This is a genomic window from Sphingopyxis sp. LK2115 (assembly GCF_014595975.1).
Taxonomy (GTDB): Bacteria; Pseudomonadota; Alphaproteobacteria; order Sphingomonadales; family Sphingomonadaceae; genus Sphingopyxis.
This window is the reverse complement of sequence record NZ_JABWGQ010000024.1, coordinates 1-14,077: the sequence shown is the minus strand read 5'-3', so window position 1 is coordinate 14,077 and position 14,077 is coordinate 1. Positions and strand designations below refer to the sequence as shown.

Genomic DNA, 14,077 nt, shown 5'->3' with positions numbered 1-14,077 from the left:
CTCTTTGGCAGAGATTGTTTGCATGGTTTGACGCCCGCTATCGATCTGCTAATTTTGGCCAAAGTGGCCACAAATGCAAAGCGATTTTCCATGCGCCCCCGCTCCATCAACATTTTCCTGCTCGATGGCGACCCAGACGGCATCAGGGTGGCTCAGATATCCATGTCCACGATCCAGGCGATCGCGTTCCGAAAACTGCAGATGAAGCAGGTGCGAGCCACATTCCCCGAACTGGCGCGACCGGGGGTGTACCTGCTGCTGGGCTTCGATGAAGCGCAGCCAGATCGACTCATGGCATATATCGGCGAATCCGAAGGCGTGGCCAATCGGCTCCAATACCATGCCGGGAACGACAAGGGCGTGGATAGCAAGCCTTTCTGGACTGAGACGATTGTCTTGATCGGCAAGGACGAGAACCTCACCAAATCCCATGCCCGCTATGTTGAAGCCAGGCTGATCGCGGATGCGGGGCTGAATCCACGTTGGACCCTGCTCAACTCCCAGAAGGCAAGCGAGGTCGGCAAGCTCCCGCTGCCGGACCGGGCAGCCATGGAAGAGTTCATCGACCAGACAAAGACGCTGGTTGGCGCTCTCGGCTGTGATCTGTTCAAGGTCGTCTCGGGCGATTTGACCAACGGAAACAAGCTGGAAATCACAGCTTCGGCAACCGCGCCACAGGTTGTTTTCAACTTCCGCGGCCAAGGCTTCGCCGCTCAGATGACGATCACGGCCAGCAGCGAGTTCGTGGTGAAGAAGGGATCTATTGCCCGGATCAAAACGACGAACACCATCCCCAAGGGGACTGTCGCCTTGCGCTCCGATCTGCTCGCCAAGGGCATTCTAGTCGAACAGAACGACGGCCTTCTGTTCACCTCGGACTACATCTTTTCCTCTGTTTCGGCCGCCGCAGCTACCGTGACCGGAGCCGCAGCAAACGGCCGAATTCTGTGGCGATTGCCGGATGGCAGAACCTATGCGGAATGGGAGGAGGCTGAAAACAGCGCCCCTCCACCCGATCCCGAACCAGAGTTCTAGCCGATCCGCGCCTTCGCGGTCTTCCGGAACACCACACTGCCGATACCGGTCAGCGCGAGTACGACGGTCAGGACGTCGGCCTGCGTCAGCCCCTCGGGTAGAATGCCGAGCGCCGCAGCCACGCCCCACAGGCTGCCGATGACGCCGGTCCAGATGGCCTTGGACGCCCACCAGGGTTTCAGTTCTTCCATGTCATTTCTCCACAAAAAAGCCCGCAGGAATTGCGGGCGGACGGGTTGGTGATGATGTCGGCCGGTCAGGCCTCGTTGGTGGACAGGACGCCGTTGGCCTCGAGTTGGACCGGCTTCGCGCTTGCGGGCGCCTTGCGGTAGGCTGGCCGGCGCATGGCGATGCAGCGGTCCCGGGCGATCCGCGTGATGGTGACCCCGTCGGACTGGTTGCCGCCGAGCACATGGAAAGCACCATAGTCCTCGCCGATGTAGAGCCCGACGTGTCCTGAACCCTGCGCCCGGCGGAATACCAGGATGTCGCCCAGCTGGGCCCGGTCGGCTGGTATCCCGAACTTCGCCCAGTTGCGCGCCCAGAGCGGGCCTTCCACCACCGGCCTGCCCGCGCGCTTGGCAACTACGGCCATGAACAGGCCGCACCAGGGAATGGCGTCGTCATTGTAGACCTTGGCGAGGCCAGTCTCCTTCGCCCAGCCGAGGATCACGGGATTGTCGCCAGGCCCGGCCACCTCGAAGGTGCCGTAGAGCTTGCGGGCCTCCTCCAGCATCCGGGGAAGCGGGCGCAGGTCATCGATCCAGCCATAGGCCGGTGGCAACGGTTTCATGGATGTCTCCTGGGAAGTTAGCGGCCGGACAGGCCTTTGACGGTGGCGTAAAGGACGGCTAGCGCGGTCGCGAAGGTCGACAGCCACTTCACGAACCTGACCATGCCCGTCGCGGTATTCCAGGCCTCGAGCAGGTCCTTCAGCTCCTTGCGGACGGCCTTCAGGTCCTCCTGCATGGCCTCGAGATCAGCCCGGATCAGGGCAATCTCCACAGCGGGATCGCGATCAGGATTGTCTGCCATCAGCGCCGCCTCCCGATGATGGTGATGTCGCCTGCAGCCACGTCGAGGGCATGTCCGGCCGGCAGATCGAAGTCCGTCTGCTTCTGCCGGACACCAGTGGCGTAGTGGACAAACAGCGCCTCGCGATCGAGCACGGCTGGCCCGGTCACCACCTCGAAGTGGTACTGCACGCCGGGCGTCCGCCGGAATTTCTGCACCACGCAGCACAGCGTGAAATCGTCGTGGAAACGCCGGGTGAACTCGTCGGCCGGCAGATAGCCGCCACCGTTCTCGACATTGTGGCATCCGGGCGTCCAGCACTGCGTAATCGGGCCTTTGGGTCCCTCGAACACATAATCGGCCCAGCCATTTATGCAGACTGATACATGCTCGCACAGGGTCCAGGCCACGCCAGCATCGTACATTTCGGCGATGGTGGGGTTCAGCTTTGGGGCCACGAACTCCAGCATCGGCCAGAGCCGCCAGGAGTTGGCTGGCCGGCGGAAGGTGAACCCGTTCCTGAACACGCCGTAGTTGATGTCGAGGTCGTCGTTGATCGGGATCACCTCGTCGGTGACCGTGGGCCGGCGATCTGCCTGCATCGCAGTTTTCCTTCTAGCTGACCGTGACCGACACGACTTCGCGCACAACATGGCTGCCCGACTGGCCGCCCGAGGTGCCGATCGCGGCGCCACCCTGCGTGGCGGAGAGGTTGCTCGTGCGTCACGGCTTGCCAATGCGGCGTGAAGGCAAGCACCAGGACAGCGGAGAAACTGCCACGGAACTCTATCGTCCCCAACAGCATGACGTTCTGGTTTACGACGAGGACAGCGGCGAGATCGGGGTACACACTTCGACCAAGGGCGAGACCGAACTTTACCTCAACACGCTGGGTTTCATCCTGTTCAACGACCCCGAACATTTCGGGAAAGGCGCAAAATACAATTTCGACCCGCTCCTGAATGATGGCCCCGATGCCCTTGCCTGTGACGATATCGAGGGGATCGATCGCGTCGTCCTGGTCGAGGTGCAGAAATATTGGGGCGGATTTGCCGAACGGGAGATTCGCAAAGCTGACGACCTCTTTGCCGCCTTCGCCGACAGGTGGCCCGACAGGCTCCGCGGCGGCAGGATCACCAGTGTCGGCTTCAAGGTCCGTTTCACCAATTCCTCGAAGGACAGGTCAGTCACGATTCGCTTGCCAAACATCGCCCGTTACGATCGGGACGATGACAGCGTTCTGATCGAACAGTGGCTCGCTGCCCGTGGCTTCTGCACGCCGGGAGGTGAATGATAACGGTGCGCAAGCTGACCAATTTCTGGGAAACCCTCGACATGCTGAACGATGCGGGCATGCCTGCCATCAGCTGGCGCGGCGGTCATCCGGCGGAATGGGAGGTCATCAAGCCGCTGCTGGTCAACACGGGCCGTCGTGCCGCGTCGGTCGACTGCCCGTCCGGCGCCGGAGAATTCTGCCCCCGCAAGGTCATCGAACTGTCGGACGGACGCATGGTCGCCGAATGCCAGGATGTCCCGCCGATCTGCGACACCCTCGCTGTCACGCTGGCGGACATCCAGATGCAGCGGATCGATCGGACGAAATTTGCCGAATTGGTCTGCGGCGCGCTCGGCCTTACAGCGCATCAGCCGACGCACATCTCAGGCGGGCTGTTCTCGATTGGCACCCATGATGTGGTCGCCGGTCGGAGCGTCAGTGTCTTCGGGCTTTTCCAAGGCGGCAGTCATGCAGACAGGGGGCTGGCGGTATTCGATGGGTTGCAGGGTATTGCCCAGCCGCAGCTGCTCCTCGTCCCCACATCCCGCACACTGGCCGAAGATCAAAAGCAATTTCTGGCTCGCACCGGCGTGGAATGGCGGGCCTTTGACGATGTTCTGGTCGCGGATGGCGCCAACAGCGTCAGCGCGACGCCGATGGCATCCGACCTGCTGAAGAAACTGGAGGATGTTGTCAGGCAATCCCTGCAGGGCGGTGCGTCGGGCTTGGTATGGGCTCTACCCGCCGATGCGAAATGGTCGAGGGTTAAGGTAGTTTTCCAATCTGACGAGGTAGTCAACGTCAGGTATGATAGCGAAACGAGGCGTTTCGAGCCCGGCCAGCTGGGCATGGCGAAGGCCAGTAATGGCAAGCCGACCAACCAGTGGACGATGTTGAAGGCCATCGCCATGGGCAACGGTTCGATACCATTCCCCTCCGACAGCAAGCTGCAGAAGCAGAAGCAGACGCTATCGCGAAAACTGATCGCCGCGTTCGGCATCCAGGACGATCCCATCGTGGTCAAGGACGGCCAATATGTAGCCCAGTATGTGACCAACGCCGATGGTCTGAAACAGGGCCGTCAGGGTGCCCACCAACGAAATTTCGTTGAGGACGACTGAAGTTTTTTCGATTTTTTTCTGAGGCCAGAGCCGCCGGAATCCGCTGATTCCCGGCGGTTTTTCATTGCCGATCCGGGCTCCAACCCTGCCTGAACGAAAATTCGCCGGTGACCTGCATTCCAGCCCCCGAGCTGGTCCGCAGATCAAGGCGAACCCTAATGGAGCTCAACAACCGCTATGGCGGCATCTCCCCCCGCGTAATCCGTAACATGAAGTATCAGGCCGCGAGGCTGGCGCGCAGCGGCGCGCTGCCCGGCATAGACAAGGAAGACATCGAGCAGGAGCTAATGCTCGACCTGCTCCGGCGTAAGGGCCGGTTTGACCCCGACCGCGCATCCTTCGACACCTTCGCCGACCGGGTAATCACCAACCGGGTGGCCAGCCTGACGGCATCGACCCACAAGCTGCGTGCCGAACGCATTACCATCTCCCTCGACTTCGTGGTCGCGAATGACGACGAGGACGACGGCACCAGCCTGCTCGACAAGCTGGACGATCTCGAAAAACCTCGCCAAATCATGCCGGGCCTTCGGGCGAATACAACACCCCCAGTGGGGAACAACCCGACCGCGTGCTCCAGGGCGGCGTCGGGCCCGGCAGATGTTTGCCTGACGAACCCTGGTCCCTTCGACGAAACGAGGAGACCCTCGAAATGATTACGACTTCGCCTCTCAAGCGCCTTCGCAAGTCCCTGTGGCTGCGCGATGTCCCTGAAATTCTGACCGTGCCCGCGATGGGCGATGACCCCGCGGCCTACATTCCGACCGAGGAAGCCACGCTCGACGAAGTGGCCTTCGCGGAAGTGGCGATCTCCCGTCAGGCCAGCGCTCTCAACAGCATCGCTTACGGGCTGGCGGAAATCGTCAAACGTGCCCGTCGCCAGGGTGCCCATGGCTACGACAATGCGGTCGCGGCCGCCCTGCGTGATCTGGAGAGCGGCAAGTGAGCGCCGCCTTCAGCAGCGCCCCGCTGCAGATCATCACCGCCGACGAACGGATGCGAGAGCGCCGCGGGATCAAGGGCGTGCTGACCGGGATCTCTGGGATCGGCAAGACCTCCCAGCTCTGGACCCTCAACCCGGACACCACGCTGTTCATCAACCTCGAGGCGGGTGAACTGGCCGTGCAGGGCTGGCCCGGCGATGAGATCCGGATCCGCGACTGGGATCGCGCGCGGGATCTGGCCTGCTGGATCGGCGGCCCCAATCCCGCGATGCGCGACGATCAGACCTACAGCCGGGCCGATTATGCCCGGGTGTGTAATGCGTTCGGTCCGCCGAACATACTCGACAAGTACGACACGATCTTCGTCGACAGCATCACGGTCGCCTCGCGCCTTTGCCTGCAATGGGCAAAGGGGCAGCCGCAGGCCATGTCCGACCGCAGCGGCAAGGCTGATATGCGCGGGGCCTACGGCCTGCTCGGTCAGGAGATGATTGGCTGGCTGACCCACCTGCAGCACACGCCGGACAAGAATGTCTGGCTTGTGGGCCTGCTCGACAAGCGCCTGGATGATTTCAACCGGCCATACTTCTCGCTGCAGATCGAGGGCAGCAAGACCGGCCTGGAACTGCCCGGCATCGTCGACGAGATCGTGACCCTGGCGGACATCCGTCCGGCCGAAGGTGCGCCGTACCGGGCTTTCGTCTGCACGACCCTCAACGAGTTCGGCTTTCCAGCCAAGGACCGATCCGGCCGCCTGACCGCGATCGAGCCGGCCCACCTGGGTCGCCTGATGGACAAGATCCGTGGCCCGCTCGCTGGCCCGCCGGCAGCCCGGCTCGATTTCGAACTCCCCACCAATCCTGACACCACGCAGCCCGGAGCCTGACAGCATGACCGATATGGATTTCAACACCGCCGACACCCAGGACTCGGCCTTCGCCCTCATTCCGGCCAACACACTCGCCAAGGTCTGCTTGACCATCCGCCCCGGCGGTGCAGGCCCCGAAGGCTGGCTGACCCAGAGCCGCAGCAGTTCCGCCCTTTATCTCAACAGCGAGGCGGTTATCGCTGATGGCCCGAATGCGCGTCGCCGCATTTACACCCGCATCGGGTTTCGCGGCCGCAATGCCGGTACGGGTGCCGAAGACACCTATGCCAACCGGGGGCGCGCGTTGCTGCGCGGCATCCTCGAATCCGCGCATGGTGTCCGCTCTGACGACACCTCCGAACAGGCCCGCGCCAAGCGCAGCATCCGCAGCTTCGGTGACATGAGCGGGCTGACGTTCATCGCCAAGATTGGCATCGAGCGCGACAAGAACGATCCGAACGATCAGGGCCGCAACGTAATCGTTGCCGCCATCGGCCCCCAGCATCCCGAATACGCGGCCCTCATGGGCACCGCGCCCGCCGCCTACGCCGCAGCGCCTGCAACGGCTCCTGCCACGTCGCCCAACATTTCCCCGAACGGCAACGCGCCGTTCTGGGCCCAGTAACGGGAGCAACCACCATGATCCCCAGGGACTACCAGCGGGCGGCAGTTGATGCCGCCCGGTCGCGGACGGCTGCCCATGGCAATACCATCCTGATGCTGCCCACCGGTGCCGGCAAGACGGCCGTGGCCGGGTTCTATATCGGCGAAGAGGTCGACGCCGAACGCAATGCCCGGGTGCTGGTGCTCCAGCATACGGATGAGCTGGTCCAGCAGAACCTTGCCGCCATCACGGGCATTACGGGCCTGCGGTCGTCGATCGTCAAAGCCTCGCAGAACGACTGGTCCGGGCAGCTCATTTTCGGCAGCGTCCAGACCCTCGCGCGGGCTGGCCGCCGCGCCGATCTTGGGCATGTCTCTCACCTGGTTATCGACGAATGCCACCGCGCCGCAGCTTCCGGCTACCTCGATATCGTCAGGGACATTCGTCGGATCAATCCCGACGTGAAGATCCTCGGACTGTCGGCAACGCCCAGTCGCGGTGATGGCCGGTCGCTCCGCCAGACCTTCGACAACATTGGCTATCAGCTGAAAATCGGCACGCTGATTGCACGCGGCATTCTTGTCCCGCCCAGGACCTACACAATGGATCTGGGTGTGAACGACGAGCTCGCTGGGATCAATTCCATGGCTGGTGACTTCGACATGCGCCAGGCCGACAAGGTGCTGAACCGGTCAGTGCTCAATGACGCAGTGGTGCAGCACTGGCGCGAAAAGGCCGGTGACCGGCGCAGCATTTTTTTCTGCTCGACTGTTGATCATGCTGACGCCGTGGCCGCCGCCTTCCGCTCGGCCGGAATCACTGCCGAGACCATCTCGGGCGACATGGCCGGCGCCGACCGCGCCGATCTCATTGCCCGGTTCGATCGCGGGGAAGTGCAGGTCCTGACGAACTGCATGGTGCTGACCGAAGGATTCGACAGCCAGCCGGTCGGGTGCATCGGCATCCTGCGGCCCATGCTGCACAAGGGCACTTTCATTCAGGCCATCGGGCGTGGACTGCGGAAGGTCGACCCCCAACGCTATCCCGGCATCATCAAGACCGACTGCGTCATTCTCGACTTTGCCGGCGCGGCGATCCGTCATGGCTGCCTTGAACAGGAAATCTCGCTCGACGATGATGACGGACAGCCCGGAGAAGCGCCCTACAAGTCCTGTCCTGACTGTCAGGCGGAAATCCCGCTGGGCGCAGGAGAATGTCCGTTCTGCGGGCACATCTTCGCCCGCGAAGTTGGCGAAAAGCGCCTTCTGACCGACTTCGATCTGCTCGAAATCGATCTGCTCAACCAGTCTCCGTTCCAGTGGTGCGATATCCGTGGTGATGGGGAGTCGCTGATCGCGAGCGGCTTCGATGCCTGGGCCGGTGTTTTCCACGATGGCACCTTGTGGCACGCACTCGGCGGACCGAAGGCCGGTGCGCCGCGCAAGATCGCGATCGGCACTCGTGTCCAGGCGCTGGCGGAAGCGGATGACTTTCTACGCTCGGCCGAAAGCAGCCTGGCAGCGGCCAAGAGCCGGCGTTGGCTGAAGGAGCCGGCATCAGCAAAGCAGCTCGGCTGCCTGCGCCGGGCCGGGATCGAGGTGTCGCCGATGGACTTCGGCTATTCCAAATATGACGCCAACTGCCAGCTGAAGTTCCACTGGAACCGTGATGCCATCATTCGGCTGGTATCCGGAGCACAGCCGAGGGTCGCGGCATGAGCAGAGGAAACGGCATCTGTCCGTCCACGATGACCGCTGAGGCTCGTATCGCCGAGTTGGGGCGCATCGTTGCCGCCGGCGTCCTGCGCCTGCGCGAACAGTCCAGTTCTATATCTGCCCACGGTGGAGATAGTTCACTCGCAATCTCGCCGGCCAAGAGCGTCAGTCGTCCCCGGGCAAAGGCCCGGAACGGAGGACGATAATGCAAAAACAGGATGACAAAACGCAGGTGCTGGCCAGGCTGGCGGCGCTGAAGGACATGTCGGTCAAACAGCTCAAGGCCGAGTGGGGAAAGTTGTTCGAGACAGAGGCGCCCAACAACAGCCGCTCGTTCCTAGAGCAGCGCCTGGCCTACCGGATCCAGGAGCTGACCTTCGGCGGTCTGTCGAAGCCGGTGCGCCAGCTGCTCGACGCCCTGGCCGACGAGGTCGAGGGCAAGAAGGTCAGGAAGTCGGTGATTAGCGATCCGCGCAACCCGGTGATCGGCACGCGCCTCGTGCGCGAATGGAACGGGGCCGAGCACGTCATCACCGTGCTGAAGGACGGGTTCGACTGGCAGGGCCGCCGCTACAAGTCGCTGTCGGCCATCGCCCGGGACATCACCGGCACCCAGTGGAACGGCTACCGCTTCTTCGGCCTGCGGGAACGGAAGGACGCGGCATGACCAGCACCACGGCACCGATGCGGCGCCTGCGCTGCGCCGTCTACACCCGCAAATCCAGCGAGGAAGGGTTGGACATGGAGTTCAACAGCCTCGACGCCCAGCGCGAGTCCTGCGAGGCCTATGTTGCTAGCCAGCGCGCCGAGGGCTGGGTCTGCATGCGCGAACGCTATGACGACGGCGGGTATTCCGGCGGGTCGCTCGAACGCCCCGGGCTCAAGGCCCTGCTCGAAGATGTCGAGGCCGGTCTGGTGGACGTCATCGTCGTCTACAAGATCGACCGCCTGTCACGATCGCTGATGGACTTCGCCAAGCTGGTCGAGGCCTTCGACCGGAACAACGTGACGTTCGTGTCGGTGACGCAGGCATTCAACACCACGACCTCGATGGGGCGGCTGACGCTGAACATCCTGCTGTCGTTCGCCCAGTTCGAACGCGAGGTCACCGGCGAGCGCATCCGCGACAAGTTCGCTGCCAGTCGCGCCAAGGGCATGTGGATGGGCGGGTTCGTGCCGATGGGGTACGATGTCGCGGGCCGCAAGCTCGTGATCAACGAGGCCGAGGCTTCGACGGTCCGGCACATGTTCCAGCGGTTTGTCGAGCTGGGGTCGGCCACCCTGTTGACCCGGGAGCTGGTGGCCAAAGGTACCCTGAACAAGCGGGGCAAGCCGATCGACAAGGGGTTCCTGTACAAGCTGTTCCGCAACCGGCTCTACCTCGGCGAGGCCGTCCACAAAGGCACGAGCTATCCCGGCGAGCACCAGGCCATCATTGACCAGCCGCTCTGGGATCAGGTCCATGCCATCCTACAGGAGAGCCCGCGCCAGCGCGCCGCCAACACGCGCACCCAGACCCCAGCGTTGCTCAAGGGGCTCATCTTCACCGATCGCGGCATCGCCATGACGCCGACTGTCACCAAGAAGGGCAGCCGGCACTACCGCTACTACACCTCGATGGATGCTATCCGGAACCGGGCGTGTGAAGGCCGGGACAGCTTTGTTCGCCTAAATGCCGGCATGGTCGAGGGCGCCGTCGTCCAGCACATCCGGTCGCTGCTGCGCACGCCGGAAATCGCGGCGCGGGCCATGGAGGCGGCGCGCCGGACTGCACCGGACATCGACGAGCAGGATGTTGTCACAGCGCTGGCGGGATTTGACGGTCTCTGGGAATCGCTGTTCCCTGCCGAGCAGGCCCGCATCGCGCGGCTGCTGATCGAGCGGGTCACGGTCAGCGCCGAGGGACTTGCGGTCGACCTGCGCACCGAAGGCCTCGGATCGGTCATCCGGGAAATGGTTACCCCGAAGCAGGAACTGGCAGCATGAGCACACCCACCACCATGCGGGTGTTCATCCCGCTCACCATCCGCAAACGCAACGGGCGGCCGAAGATCGTGCCGCCAACCGACGTGGTGCCCGACACCGGCGGGGTGGACCCGCATGTGCTGAAGGCAATCGCCAAGGCGTGGAGCTGGCGGCGGAAACTGGAAAGCGGGGCAGCGGCGACAATTCAGGATATTGCCGAGGCCGAGGACATCTCGGACCGCTATGTCGGCCGAATGCTGCGGTTGGCCTATCTGGCACCCGCCGTGCTGGACAGGCTGCTTGTCAGCCGTGTTCCGCCTGCCGTGTCGATCAAGAAGATGACGGCGGCGGCGGAGTTGCCGTGGGTCGAGCAACTGGACTCGATTTTTGGAACTCGGGACTGGTCCGCAAGAGCCAACCAGTGTCAAATACCCGGCTGAAGCGTGACCCGCGCTTCGCGCGTTTCATTGTCCCGGCGAAGGCGGAGCGTGACTGTGTCTCCGACGCGGAAATCGTCCATCCGGGCCAGCAGGTCGGAGAGGCTGTCCACCTTGCGCCCCTCGACCTCGACGATCACGTCGCCGGGAACGAGTCCGTCCGGACCGATACGCCAGGCCTTGAGACCTGCCTGCGCAGCGCTCGATCCCGGTTCCACCTCGAGAACATAAACCCCGGCCATTCCGGTTTGCGCGGCAAGCTGCCGGTTGACCTGCTCATCCGCGCCGATGCCTACAGCAGGGCGCACGTAACGGCCGGTGCGGATCAACTCGGGGACCACTCGCATCACGGTGTCGACCGGAACGGCAAAGCCGATCCCTGCGGAGGCGCCAGAAGGGCTGTAGATCGCGGTGTTGATGCCGATCAGCCTGCCTGCGGAGTCGAGCAACGGTCCGCCTGAATTGCCGGGATTGATCGCCGCGTCGGTCTGGATCAGGTGATCAATGGTAGCGCCTCCGTCCTCGGCAGGGAGTGATCGGTCGAGCGCCGAGATGATGCCTGTGGTCAAGGTCCAATCCAGCCCGAAGGGATTGCCGATAGCAAAGACCTTCTGGCCTATCCTGAGGTCGCCACTGGTGCCGATGGGCACCGGCGGAGGCCGCCGGAACGCAACTGCAATGCGCAATACGGCAATGTCGTGCGACGGCGATGCACCGACGAGGACCGCCTTGTAGTCGCGTCCGTCTGCCAGCTTCACGGTCGCCTGCGAAGCGCCGGCAATCACATGATAGTTGGTGACGACGTGCCCGGCGTCGTCCCACACGAAGCCAGAACCGGTGCCGCGTGGCACGGCAAAGACGTTGCGGGTCCAAACGTCCTGCACCAGCTGCGCCGTGGAAATGTAGACCACGCTGCCGCGGGACTTCTCGAACAGTTCAATCGTCGCCTTTTCGTCAGCCGCCAGGTCCCCGCGCGGGGTGACGGTGCGCGGAGCCGCATCTTGCCAAGGCAGCCACGCCTGCAGGCTGGCTAGAGCCTGCCACAGCACAATCAATGCGGCGGCGACGAAACCTATGGCCAGCAGCCGGCGCAGGAAGTGGTCGGGAGCGGGACGATGAGAGGCTGGGCGCATGGAAATCCAGTATTTGATGCTCCGACGGAGCGCAATCATGAGAAGGATGTATCAGCGACGCCGGAGACCTTCGAGCATCACGGCGCAGGCGCATTCCATAACCACATATTTTCCGCCATACATTTCCAGAGTTTCAGGATACCTGCCCCAGGAAAGGCAGGGATTGCGATCGTCTGTGGAACGATGCATTCTATTAAGGCCGAAGCCAATCGACCTTCGGCTAGGAAGTAAGTAGACACATCGGTCATGCAGGATATGCAAGCATTGTCGGCCAGCACGGCCTGTTCGTTGTCCCGAAACTGGTGGCTGTTTGCCTTGCGCGGGGCGCTTGCTCTTATCTTCGCGATTCTAGCAGCGCTGATGCCGGGATCAGCCCTGTTTGCCATCACCATATTGTTTGGTGCCTTTGCCTTCGTCGACGGCATCATAGGACTTGCCGCCGCGTGGCGACAGATGAAGACCGGGGAGAGATGGGGCTGGCTCGCCTTTAGCGGGCTTACAGGCATTCTTGCTGGTGTCGTGGTTATCGTCTGGCCGCTTGTCGCAACTTTTGCCCTGTCGCTGTTCCTGTGGTGGTCGATCATCCTTTGGGCCGTGCTTTCCGGCGCTCTGGAAGTTGCCGCGGCCATTCGCCTCCGGCGGGAAATCAAGGGTGAGGTATGGCTGGCTCTGAGTGGCATCCTCTCGATTGTCCTTGGGCTGGCGGCTGGCTGGTTCCTGTTCGTTCTGCCGGTGGAGTCATTTGTGGCCATGGGCTGGGTGCTGGCTTTTTACGCTGCCCTGTTCGGCATGACGATGCTCATGCTGGCCTGGCGCTTGCGCCGTGTTCATAGGCACGGCGGTACCGTGGAACTGGTGGTTGCGCAGACCTCAAGTATTTCCTGACGGCTGGCGGTCAAAGGAACCAGGCCATGAGTGACAACACCCACATCGTCTGTCCGCACTGCCAATCGATCAATCGCGTGCCAAAGCAAAAGCTTGATAACCGTCCAAACTGTGGCCGGTGCCAGCGCCCTCTTTTTACCGGCGAGGCTATCGAGTTAACGACTGAGACGTTACCACGTCATCTGGAGAAAAATGACATTCCCCTGCTGGTCGATTTCTGGGCGCCGTGGTGTGGCCCCTGCAAGATGATGGCCCCGCAGTTTCAGCAGGCTGCACGTCTGCTTGAACCGAAAGTCAGGCTGGCCAAGGTCAATACCGAGTCGGAACCCACTATTTCCGGCAAGTTCGGCATTCGCAGCATCCCCACGCTGGTCTTGTTTCGGGTCGGTCGAGAAGTCGCTCGCCAGGCTGGCGCCATGGGAGCGCAGGACATCGTTCGTTGGACCTCGGCGCAGACCATGCGTTGAATAATGCGGGATAGGCTTGAGATGGCCCTAGAGCCCGTCACCCGGACCGCTGGTTCTGAAACGAGCCGGCAGGCGAGAAATAACCACAAAGGTTCGGTCAGGCCTTACCCGGAAAAGGCTGAAAAAACCTCGACTTTTCTCGCCCGAACCTTTTCAGCAGGGGTTCGGGTGAAAAGAGACAAAAGCCGGTCAGAGACCGATTTTGGCATTTTCGGCAGTCTCTGAGGTTCGGTCCCGATCTGCAAAACGGCCCGGAAGCTAGGGATTTTCTGGCCCCATGAGGCCCATCTCGTTGATTCGCATTGAGATGTTGGCGGACAGGGTGGGATTCGAACCCACGGTGAGCTTGCACCCACGGCGGTTTTCAAGACCGCTGCCTTAAACCACTCGGCCACCTGTCCGGTGGCGTCGCCATAGCGCGCGGGTGCAGGGCGGCAAGCAAAAACCTTGCACCAACGGCCCACCTTGCGAATGATTCGACTCGTCCCGCGCCTGCCTAGCCAAGCGGCTCGCTTCTGTGCGACATCGGCCCTATGGGTGGGCCATGACAAACGCTGATGATTTCAAAGTCCGACGGTTTCTTGTGCTTCTGGCCACGGCTCTGTCGGCGTGG

Annotated in this window: 18 protein-coding genes and 1 tRNA gene; 13 read left to right on the top strand and 6 right to left on the bottom strand. The window is 62.5% G+C overall.

Annotation, left to right across the window (positions count from 1 at the left end; genetic code table 11):
- A partial coding sequence (locus HUW43_RS04100) for a GIY-YIG nuclease family protein (protein WP_223181273.1) occupies positions 1 to 1,035 on the top strand: 1,035 nt, incomplete at its 5' end.
- Here the strand turns inward: HUW43_RS04100 and HUW43_RS04095 are convergent.
- The 4 genes from HUW43_RS04095 to HUW43_RS04080 all read right to left on the bottom strand — a co-directional run bounded on the left by HUW43_RS04095 (position 1,032) and on the right by HUW43_RS04080 (position 2,651).
- Positions 1,032 to 1,226 carry a hypothetical protein gene (locus HUW43_RS04095; RefSeq protein ID WP_145071964.1) on the bottom strand — a complete coding sequence of 65 codons (195 nt, stop codon included), beginning with the start codon at positions 1,224 to 1,226 and terminating at the stop codon, positions 1,032 to 1,034. The two genes, HUW43_RS04100 and HUW43_RS04095, sit on opposite strands and share 4 nt — an antisense overlap.
- Before the next feature lie 65 nt (positions 1,227 to 1,291).
- Positions 1,292 to 1,828, bottom strand: coding sequence for a TIGR02594 family protein (locus tag HUW43_RS04090; protein WP_188236212.1), 537 nt, complete (start codon positions 1,826 to 1,828; stop codon positions 1,292 to 1,294).
- Positions 1,829 to 1,845: 17 nt separating this feature from the next.
- Positions 1,846 to 2,070 (bottom strand): DUF5320 domain-containing protein, encoded by a 225-nt coding sequence (locus HUW43_RS04085; RefSeq protein ID WP_188236211.1) that lies wholly within the window; start codon positions 2,068 to 2,070, stop codon positions 1,846 to 1,848.
- Entirely contained in the window at positions 2,070 to 2,651 is a 582-nt protein-coding gene (locus HUW43_RS04080) for a hypothetical protein (protein ID WP_188236210.1), read from the bottom strand. The genes HUW43_RS04085 and HUW43_RS04080 overlap by 1 nt, the downstream gene beginning before the upstream one ends.
- Positions 2,652 to 2,674: 23 nt before the next feature.
- Between HUW43_RS04080 and HUW43_RS04075 the strand changes: the two genes are divergently transcribed.
- The 10 genes from HUW43_RS04075 to HUW43_RS04030 all read left to right on the top strand — a co-directional run bounded on the left by HUW43_RS04075 (position 2,675) and on the right by HUW43_RS04030 (position 10,982).
- On the top strand, positions 2,675 to 3,343 hold the full coding sequence (locus HUW43_RS04075; RefSeq protein WP_188236209.1) for a hypothetical protein: 669 nt from the start codon (positions 2,675 to 2,677) through the stop codon (positions 3,341 to 3,343).
- Between the two features lie 5 nt (positions 3,344 to 3,348).
- Positions 3,349 to 4,446, top strand: a complete 1,098-nt coding sequence (locus HUW43_RS04070) for a hypothetical protein (RefSeq protein ID WP_188236208.1) — start codon at positions 3,349 to 3,351, stop codon at positions 4,444 to 4,446.
- Between the two features lie 158 nt (positions 4,447 to 4,604).
- Complete coding sequence (locus HUW43_RS04065) at positions 4,605 to 5,102, top strand: sigma factor (protein ID WP_188236207.1); 498 nt, start codon at positions 4,605 to 4,607, stop codon at positions 5,100 to 5,102.
- A complete protein-coding gene (locus tag HUW43_RS04060; protein ID WP_188236206.1) occupies positions 5,099 to 5,392 on the top strand; it encodes a hypothetical protein in 294 nt (97 codons plus the stop codon). The genes HUW43_RS04065 and HUW43_RS04060 overlap by 4 nt, the downstream gene beginning before the upstream one ends.
- Positions 5,389 to 6,276 (top strand): ATP-binding protein, encoded by an 888-nt coding sequence (locus HUW43_RS04055; protein ID WP_317450816.1) that lies wholly within the window; start codon positions 5,389 to 5,391, stop codon positions 6,274 to 6,276. The genes HUW43_RS04060 and HUW43_RS04055 overlap by 4 nt, the downstream gene beginning before the upstream one ends.
- 4 nt (positions 6,277 to 6,280) lie before the next feature.
- On the top strand, positions 6,281 to 6,883 hold the full coding sequence (locus HUW43_RS04050; protein WP_188236205.1) for a hypothetical protein: 603 nt from the start codon (positions 6,281 to 6,283) through the stop codon (positions 6,881 to 6,883).
- A gap of 14 nt (positions 6,884 to 6,897) precedes the next feature.
- On the top strand, positions 6,898 to 8,580 hold the full coding sequence (locus HUW43_RS04045; protein ID WP_188236204.1) for a DEAD/DEAH box helicase: 1,683 nt from the start codon (positions 6,898 to 6,900) through the stop codon (positions 8,578 to 8,580).
- Between the two features lie 202 nt (positions 8,581 to 8,782).
- Positions 8,783 to 9,244 carry a DUF2924 domain-containing protein gene (locus HUW43_RS04040; protein ID WP_188236203.1) on the top strand — a complete coding sequence of 154 codons (462 nt, stop codon included), beginning with the start codon at positions 8,783 to 8,785 and terminating at the stop codon, positions 9,242 to 9,244.
- Positions 9,241 to 10,563 (top strand): recombinase family protein, encoded by a 1,323-nt coding sequence (locus HUW43_RS04035; protein WP_188236202.1) that lies wholly within the window; start codon positions 9,241 to 9,243, stop codon positions 10,561 to 10,563. The genes HUW43_RS04040 and HUW43_RS04035 overlap by 4 nt, the downstream gene beginning before the upstream one ends.
- Positions 10,560 to 10,982: a hypothetical protein gene (locus tag HUW43_RS04030; protein ID WP_188236201.1), complete on the top strand. Its 423-nt coding sequence runs from the start codon at positions 10,560 to 10,562 to the stop codon at positions 10,980 to 10,982. The genes HUW43_RS04035 and HUW43_RS04030 overlap by 4 nt, the downstream gene beginning before the upstream one ends.
- Here HUW43_RS04030 and HUW43_RS04025 read toward each other — a convergent pair.
- The gene (locus HUW43_RS04025) at positions 10,967 to 12,151 is read right to left on the bottom strand and encodes a trypsin-like peptidase domain-containing protein (RefSeq protein WP_223181272.1); all 1,185 of its coding nucleotides are present in this window, start codon (positions 12,149 to 12,151) and stop codon (positions 10,967 to 10,969) included. The genes HUW43_RS04030 and HUW43_RS04025 overlap by 16 nt on opposite strands.
- Before the next feature lie 207 nt (positions 12,152 to 12,358).
- On the opposite strand from HUW43_RS04025, the gene HUW43_RS04020 reads away from it, so the two are divergent.
- Positions 12,359 to 12,997 (top strand): HdeD family acid-resistance protein, encoded by a 639-nt coding sequence (locus HUW43_RS04020; protein WP_188236200.1) that lies wholly within the window; start codon positions 12,359 to 12,361, stop codon positions 12,995 to 12,997.
- 26 nt (positions 12,998 to 13,023) lie between these two features.
- Complete coding sequence (gene trxC / locus HUW43_RS04015; protein WP_188236199.1) at positions 13,024 to 13,464, top strand: thioredoxin TrxC; 441 nt, start codon at positions 13,024 to 13,026, stop codon at positions 13,462 to 13,464.
- Between the two features lie 311 nt (positions 13,465 to 13,775).
- On the opposite strand, the gene HUW43_RS04010 is transcribed toward trxC, so the two are convergent.
- Positions 13,776 to 13,865: transfer RNA gene (locus HUW43_RS04010), tRNA-Ser, on the bottom strand.
- Between the last annotated feature and the right edge of the window lie 212 nt (positions 13,866 to 14,077).

Coding starts and splice junctions, on each gene's coding strand:
- HUW43_RS04035 (WP_188236202.1), top strand. CDS start 9,241: ATGACCAGCACCACGGCACCGATGCGGCGCCTGCGCTGCGCCGTCTAC.
- HUW43_RS04020 (WP_188236200.1), top strand. CDS start 12,359: ATGCAGGATATGCAAGCATTGTCGGCCAGCACGGCCTGTTCGTTGTCC.
- HUW43_RS04080 (WP_188236210.1), bottom strand. CDS start 2,651: ATGCAGGCAGATCGCCGGCCCACGGTCACCGACGAGGTGATCCCGATC.
- HUW43_RS04050 (WP_188236205.1), top strand. CDS start 6,281: ATGACCGATATGGATTTCAACACCGCCGACACCCAGGACTCGGCCTTC.
- HUW43_RS04025 (WP_223181272.1), bottom strand. CDS start 12,151: ATGATTGCGCTCCGTCGGAGCATCAAATACTGGATTTCCATGCGCCCA.
- HUW43_RS04060 (WP_188236206.1), top strand. CDS start 5,099: ATGATTACGACTTCGCCTCTCAAGCGCCTTCGCAAGTCCCTGTGGCTG.
- HUW43_RS04095 (WP_145071964.1), bottom strand. CDS start 1,226: ATGGAAGAACTGAAACCCTGGTGGGCGTCCAAGGCCATCTGGACCGGC.
- HUW43_RS04090 (WP_188236212.1), bottom strand. CDS start 1,828: ATGAAACCGTTGCCACCGGCCTATGGCTGGATCGATGACCTGCGCCCG.
- HUW43_RS04030 (WP_188236201.1), top strand. CDS start 10,560: ATGAGCACACCCACCACCATGCGGGTGTTCATCCCGCTCACCATCCGC.
- HUW43_RS04085 (WP_188236211.1), bottom strand. CDS start 2,070: ATGGCAGACAATCCTGATCGCGATCCCGCTGTGGAGATTGCCCTGATC.
- HUW43_RS04040 (WP_188236203.1), top strand. CDS start 8,783: ATGCAAAAACAGGATGACAAAACGCAGGTGCTGGCCAGGCTGGCGGCG.
- trxC (WP_188236199.1), top strand. CDS start 13,024: ATGAGTGACAACACCCACATCGTCTGTCCGCACTGCCAATCGATCAAT.
- HUW43_RS04045 (WP_188236204.1), top strand. CDS start 6,898: ATGATCCCCAGGGACTACCAGCGGGCGGCAGTTGATGCCGCCCGGTCG.
- HUW43_RS04065 (WP_188236207.1), top strand. CDS start 4,605: ATGGAGCTCAACAACCGCTATGGCGGCATCTCCCCCCGCGTAATCCGT.